The 6,781-nt window shown below is 38.7% G+C and carries 6 protein-coding genes; 3 read left to right on the forward strand and 3 right to left on the reverse strand.

Annotated elements, in window-relative coordinates:
- Nucleotides 1-94: 94 nt before the first annotated feature.
- From QZY09_RS15130 to QZY09_RS15140, 3 genes are read right to left on the reverse strand one after another with little or no spacing between them, the layout of a single operon-like run.
- Nucleotides 95-1,399 (reverse strand): nucleotide sugar dehydrogenase, encoded by a 1,305-nt coding sequence (locus QZY09_RS15130; protein WP_295673711.1) that lies wholly within the window; start codon nucleotides 1,397-1,399, stop codon nucleotides 95-97.
- A 50-nt stretch (nucleotides 1,400-1,449) separates the two neighbouring features.
- Nucleotides 1,450-3,807, reverse strand: a complete 2,358-nt coding sequence (locus tag QZY09_RS15135; protein ID WP_295673713.1) for a tyrosine-protein kinase family protein — start codon at nucleotides 3,805-3,807, stop codon at nucleotides 1,450-1,452.
- A gap of 23 nt (nucleotides 3,808-3,830) precedes the next feature.
- Nucleotides 3,831-4,682, reverse strand: coding sequence for a polysaccharide biosynthesis/export family protein (locus QZY09_RS15140; RefSeq protein WP_295673714.1), 852 nt, complete (start codon nucleotides 4,680-4,682; stop codon nucleotides 3,831-3,833).
- A gap of 807 nt (nucleotides 4,683-5,489) precedes the next feature.
- Between QZY09_RS15140 and QZY09_RS15145 the strand changes: the two genes are divergently transcribed.
- From QZY09_RS15145 to QZY09_RS15155, 3 genes are read left to right on the forward strand one after another with little or no spacing between them, the layout of a single operon-like run.
- The gene (locus tag QZY09_RS15145; protein WP_295673715.1) at nucleotides 5,490-5,912 is read left to right on the forward strand and encodes a type II secretion system protein; all 423 of its coding nucleotides are present in this window, start codon (nucleotides 5,490-5,492) and stop codon (nucleotides 5,910-5,912) included.
- A complete protein-coding gene (locus QZY09_RS15150) occupies nucleotides 5,913-6,437 on the forward strand; it encodes a hypothetical protein (RefSeq protein ID WP_295673718.1) in 525 nt (174 codons plus the stop codon).
- On the forward strand, nucleotides 6,434-6,619 hold the full coding sequence (locus QZY09_RS15155) for a hypothetical protein (protein ID WP_295673720.1): 186 nt from the start codon (nucleotides 6,434-6,436) through the stop codon (nucleotides 6,617-6,619). The genes QZY09_RS15150 and QZY09_RS15155 overlap by 4 nt, the downstream gene beginning before the upstream one ends.
- The last annotated feature ends 162 nt before the right edge of the window (nucleotides 6,620-6,781 follow it).

Below are 6,781 nucleotides of genomic sequence, written 5' to 3' on the forward strand. Positions count from 1 at the left end.
CTCCACCGGTAACCAAAAATCTGTATTGGCTCAAATCTTCACTATGATAACGTGTTTCGTACATTTTAATTTGCATTTATTGCGTTAAGTAAAATTACAAACGGCCATCTATTATATTTTTGGGCAATATGCCTTTTACGTCATAAATCACCCTTTTTTCTTTGCATAATTTTTGTATATCTATATTTCTAAATTCTTTGTGTGCAACAGCTAATATTACCGCATCAAAATCAGCAGCATCTCCAAGCTCCCTGACTGAGTCGCATCCATATTCATGTTTTACTTCGGCCGGGTCCGCCCAGGGATCAAGAATAGTAATATTGACTTCGTATTGCGTCAAGGTCCGCAAAATATCAACCACTTTGGTGTTGCGCACATCAGGACAGTTCTCTTTAAAAGTAATGCCTAAAATAAGAATCTTTGAACCCCTTATCGGCATGTCCTTTTTAACCATGAGCTTAATTACTTCCTGTGCAATATATTCGCCTATTCCATCATTTAAACGGCGGCCGGCTAAAATAATCTCAGGATGATACCCGGCTTCCTGCGCTTTCTGTGCTAAATAATAGGGGTCTACACCTATGCAATGTCCGCCTACCAATCCAGGCCTGAAATTCATAAAATTCCATTTTGTCCCGGCAGCCTGTAAAACGTCTTCGGTATCAATCCCCAGGCGGTTAAATATCTTTGCCAGTTCATTTACAAATGCGATATTGATATCCCGCTGCGAGTTTTCTATCACTTTAGCTGCTTCAGCTACTTTTATTGATGTTGCCTTAAAAGTTCCGGCGGTAATAACCGACTTATAAATTTGATCAATTATTTCAGCTGCTTCCGGGGTTGAACCGGATGTAACTTTTAAAATCTTTGAAACCGTATGTTCTTTATCACCAGGATTAATACGTTCGGGCGAATAGCCTGCAAAAAAATCAATATTGAATTTTAATCCTGAAAATTTTTCCAGAATAGGGACACATTCATCTTCAGTAACGCCCGGATAAACTGTTGATTCGTATACAACAATACTTCCTTTTTTTAATACTTTTCCAACTGTCTCACTGGCTTTATACAAAGGTGTAAGATCGGGACGGTTATTCTTATCTACCGGCGTTGGTACAGTTACAATATATAAATCGCAACCTGTAATGTCATCGAAAACATTACTGCAGTATAGTCCTATTTTTGGAGAATTATCTGTTTTTATTACTTCTTTCAACAGTTCATCGCTAACTTCTAAAGTCCGGTCAAAACCATTATTAAGTTCAGTTATTCTTAATAGCTTCAGGTCAAATCCAACAACCCGGTATTTTTTTGCAAACTCAGCAGCTAGCGGTAAGCCAACATAACCCAGTCCAATAACACCAATTTTAAACTGCTGGTAATTAATTTTATCTTCCATTTTGCTATATAATTAAAACTTGTTCGTGTAAGATGATCAAGTATGCTTAATCAGGTAATTGTTTTCTTTGTTGATTTCTTAAAAAAAGATTGCTTTTCAGGATCGTCCTGGTAATAACCACCACCATATCCATAACCGTAGCCATAACCATAACTATAGCCATAAGCGCTTTGCATGTCAATAGCGTTCAGAATAATATTCATGTTATTAAACTTCTTGGTGCGGTAAAGCTTATCAATTGCATTTACCTGGCTTTTAGCGGTGTAGTTATGGCGCACAATAAATAGTGTGAGGTCGGCATAGGCACCCAATATCTGTGCATCTGTAACCAAACCAACAGGGGGGGTATCCAAAATGATATAGTCAAAATCCTGCTTAAGCTCCTCGATGAGTTTTGAAACCCGGCCATTAACCAGCAATTCGGCCGGGTTAGGGGGGATGGCGCCGCTGGTTATAATATAATAATTTTCCTGTAAAGCTATTGGTTTCAGTATCTCCTTGTAATTTACTTTACCAATTAAGTAGTTTGATAAGCCGTGGATATTATCAATACCCAAACCACTGTTTAATTTAGGCTTACGTAAATCCATTTCCAAAATCACCACTTTTTTACCCGACATGGCTAAACTGGCGCCCAGGTTTAGTGAAACAAATGATTTTCCTTCACCGCTGATGCTGGATGTTACCAAAATAATTTTTTGATTTTCTAAAGGAATAACAAATTGCAGGTTAGTACGTAACGCTCTGATCTGTTCGGCAACAATAGAACGGGACTTGTTTACAACCAATAAAGCATCCTTGCCATCTGAACGCGAAATTTCAGCGATTACCGGGATATTTGTAACCCGCTCAATATCAAACTTGCGGTTAACCCTGAAATTTAATAACGCCTTAAAGTAAATAACGCCTCCGGGCAAAACAATTCCCACAATTAAAAAGGCAAAATAAATTAGATTTTTTATTGGTTTTACTGGGTACTTACTGCTCGTGGCAGGATCAATCGTCCGGCTATCTGCAACGCCTGAAGCAAGCTGCATTGCAGTTTCTTCGCGCTTTTGTAATAAATAAGTGAATAAAGCATTTTTAATATCCTGCTGACGCATTACATCCAGTAATCCCCTCTCAATGGATGGAACCTTTCTAATAACAGATTCGAACTGGTTGTTTTTACCCTGCAGTTGCTGCCTGGTTATTTCCAATCCTTTTTTTAAGTTTTGAACCGATACCTGTATGGCGCTTTTTAAGGAATTGATCTGGTCAGTAAATGTAGTAACCAACGGGTTTGTTTCGGGCACCGTTTGTAGTAAACTCAGTTTTTTGAGTTGAGTTTCTCCAAGCTGTGAAACCAATCCTAATAAGGTAGGGTCCGCAATCCCGAGCATGGATGGCAATGTTGACGGCTGGTCATCATTTTTTCGTAAATAGTTTTCAAGGTTCTTTAGCACGCTGAGTTGGATCAAAACCTTGTTTAGCTCTGTATCGTTATCCTGTACCCCTTGCAGAAATATTTTCGATTCTGCGCTAATATCAGTTATCCGATTTGTTGATTTATACTGCTCGACGTTTTTTTCGACTGTACTGAGGTCTGCTGCTATTCCATCAAGCCGGTCGGTGATAAACGTTAGGGTTTTTGAAGTTTCTTTATTCTTATCTTCTAACGCAGCCATGTTATATTCTTCAACCAGCCTGTTCAAAAAATCCTGGCCCCTTTGTGGAATAGCGTCCTCCAGGGTAATAATTAAGGAAGTGGCCTCCTTGCTAACCGGATTTATCTTTAAATTATTGCCGTATTGTTCAAGGATATCAGCCATATCATTAAATTTAACACTAAGCGTTTGGGAAAATAAGCCTTTCCCGGTTGGCTCAATCAAAATCATTCCGGCCTCAGTCTTGATCGGTATCTTTACAGCATATTTTTTACCATTAACCTTAACTTCTGCTGCATTTAATAAATGTATTGTTAAAATAGCTTTGTAAGCGTTGCTATTAGGTTCCAATAATTCAACTGCGAATGGCTTATCTTCATAAACTTCCTTTTCTGGTATACCTTCTGTGTTGATATATGAAGTTTGTAACTTTAGCGCGCTTACCACTTTTTTCAAAATGGTTTTTGATTTTAAGATCTGTATTTCATTATCGATAATCTTACCGGACGAAAATATGTCAAGGTCTTTAAGCAGGTCGCTTTGCCCGCTCATTTTATTCTTATTGTCTTTAATCAGCAGATCGGTTTCAATTTTATATAGTGGCGTTGAAAGCTTGGCATAAATATATCCCAGTATTAGAAAAAAGATTACAGATGTAACAAACCATTTCCAGTGCCTTAAGTATTTGAACAATGTTTCCCGTAAATCAGGCCGATTATTATCCTGTTCTATATTTCCATCAGTATCATCAATAATATCCATTTGTCAGAATACAAGTATTTGGTTTAAAGCTTTATGTGACTATAACTAAAAATAATTGCAATGAATGAAAGCGCGCTCAGTATTATAGGTAAAATCTGATAGGTTTTATCAGTTTGGGCGATTCTGCCTTTTCCCGGTTCTACATAAACAACATCATTTGAGTGGAGATAAAAGTAAGGCGAACTGTAAAGCTCCCTGCTGTTTAAGTTCACGTGGCCGAACTCTTTTTTACCGTTATGATCGCGGATAACGAGCACATTATCTCTTTTTCCGAAAATGGTGAGATCGCCGGCCATGCTTAGGGCTTCCGGTAGCGTGATCTGTTCATTCGGTATCACATAAACAGAGGGACGAGCAACCTCACCCATAATTGATATTTTATAATTCAGGAACCTAACATTTACTGTCGGTTCTTTTAAATATATCACCAAACGTTTTTTTAATACCTCTCTTAATTGCGATGTGCCCAACCCTGAAACTTTTATTGAACCGATAAGCGGGATTTCAATAATACCTGCGGAATCTACCAGGAACCCTGGTGCTGCTGTTTGTGCGGTTGCAGCAGAAGAGCCTCCAGCTCCGGTATTTCCCCCGGTTGCATTGTCTGATGTTACAGGCATCGCTGAATATGGATTGAAAAAGCTGCTCGCCATCGGGTTTAATGACCCCACTGAAATGGATAGGATATCGCCCGGTTGAATCTTGGGTACAAAGGCCTGCGCAACGGTAATGGTGTCATGGTCCTGGCTCCCTTTTTGAAAATAAGCAATTTGCTTTTGATCCACACACGAGGATAACGTAAAAGCAACTGCGGCGAAAATAAAAATGGTCAGGTAGATTACTTTTATATTCCTGGTGTTGTAAAACATTGTCATTGTGTTTAAGTATCACTAAGTCAAAAGTAATTCATTAAACTACCGTAAAAATGACATGAGTTGTATATTAAATATGACTTCTGTCATATTTAATTCACAAAAGTTTTAATTCGTGAAACGGTATGATGAGTGGGGATACGGGTGTAAAATGACATATACAGAAAGGGTGACGAGGTTTGCGGTCGCTAATGCCGGGTTTGGAGGGTTCTATGTTAGTTGAAGGCTGTGCTTTGGTAGTCTACCCACGCAAAAAAATAAAAAGCTCTTTTGCTTTGGCTGGCGGTTGCTGATCTCGATAAACCGATCCTGTGAGTAGGATATTTCAGTTTAATTAAGCGGTTAGCAGTGCTCTTCGTCTTTTTATTTTTCCGTTCCCTGCAGGCAAGTTTAAAATGAAGTAAATTAAAAAAGCCTCGCTCATTTTTCAATGAACAAGGCTTTAGTGGTATCAGTCGGGGTGGCAGGATTCGAACCTGCGGCCTCCACATCCCAAATGTGGCGCTTTGTCGTTATAACTAACATGTAATCAATATATTATAGTTTTATATTAAATAAATCTGAAACATATCTAATAAACATAGCGCCCAAATCGTATATGGGTAGGTTATAAATAATTTTGGAAAACAGTGGTTAAAAATTTTATTTTGTTAATCCGAATTTTTTGGGAATAGGAATATGAGCATTTATTATCGGATTCGCACTGTCTTTTTCCAAACCCAGCAGCAAGAAACTTTTGTTTTCTGTTTCTTACAACAGTTTATTTGATTATTTCCATTTTAGTAATTAGCTTAGGACGATTAATTAAATATGAAAACCTATTCAGCCTTATTTAAAAAACGCGTTAAAGCCTATACCCTCACAGAGATCCTGGTCGTGCTGGTGATTATAGGGATTCTTGTTTTACTTGCTCTGCCTAATTTAATGCCGATCATCAACCGCGCCAAAAGTGTCGAGGCTAAAACACAACTGGCCCATTTACAAACGCTGGAACAAAGCTATTTTTACGAACATTCGAAATACTCAAAAGACCTGAATGAAGTTGGTTTTATACAGGACAAATTAGTGGCTGATGGTGACGATGGCAGGGCACTTTACCGGATAGAAATTACAAATGCGACGAGCACCGGTTTTACCGCAAAGGCCACTGCGGTGAAAGATATTAGTGGCAATGGCACTTTTAATACGTGGGAGATTAACCAGGACGGGACGTTAAAAGAAGTTGCGAAATAAGTGGTACTGATCAGGATCCTGGTACTTTTGGTTTTGCTGGTAGTCTTTTTTCAGGACCTGAAGAGCAGATATGTTTACTGGATTTTATTCCCGGCACTTCTTATTCTGTTTTTTGCAACCAGCCTGTTGCAGCATCGTTCTTTTTCGGAAATACTCCAGCCTGCAGCAATGAATTTAAGTTTCCTGGTCATGCAGTTTTTGTTGGTTTCAGCCTATTTCTCCCTCAAAAACAGGCGCTGGGTAAATATCACCGCGGAACTGCTGGGCTGGGGTGACATCTTATTGTTGTTAAGCATAGCGTTTTACTTTTCGGTGCTTAATTTTTTATTTTTTTACATAATAAGTCTGGTAGTGTCAGTAATAGCCTGGCTGAGTTGGAAGTTAATGTCAAAGGGGAAAAATACGCAAATACCGCTGGCGGGTTTCCAGGCGATATGCCTGGTTGTATTTTTAATGAGCGATTGGTATTGGTTGCATTTCAACACGGCAGATGATACCTGGCTCCTAAATCTTATTCATAAATGAACTTGACGAAAGATATTATTTTATTAACAGAGAATATACACTGGCTAACCAAAGATCAGGCCTGGCACTACCGTGTATTGCCTGAAAATAAAACAAAGGATCATTTTATTCTTTATTGCGAGGCTGAAACCCAGCGGCGCCTTTGGGATGGTCTGGCCAGTGAGCCTACGGTGAGCATTTAATTAAGGTCGACGGTTTTGTGTAAAACTAACTGTCAGCAAAAAACCGCCAAGATATTACCTTCGCAGGCATGACTACTAATTTTAAGATTGATTTGATTGAGGGTTCTTTCGAGTTTATAACCATGAACCGTGTGACGCTGCAGTTGTTCCAGGTGTATGTAA

The organism is uncultured Mucilaginibacter sp. (genome assembly GCF_903913935.1).
Classification (GTDB): Bacteria; Bacteroidota; Bacteroidia; order Sphingobacteriales; family Sphingobacteriaceae; genus Mucilaginibacter.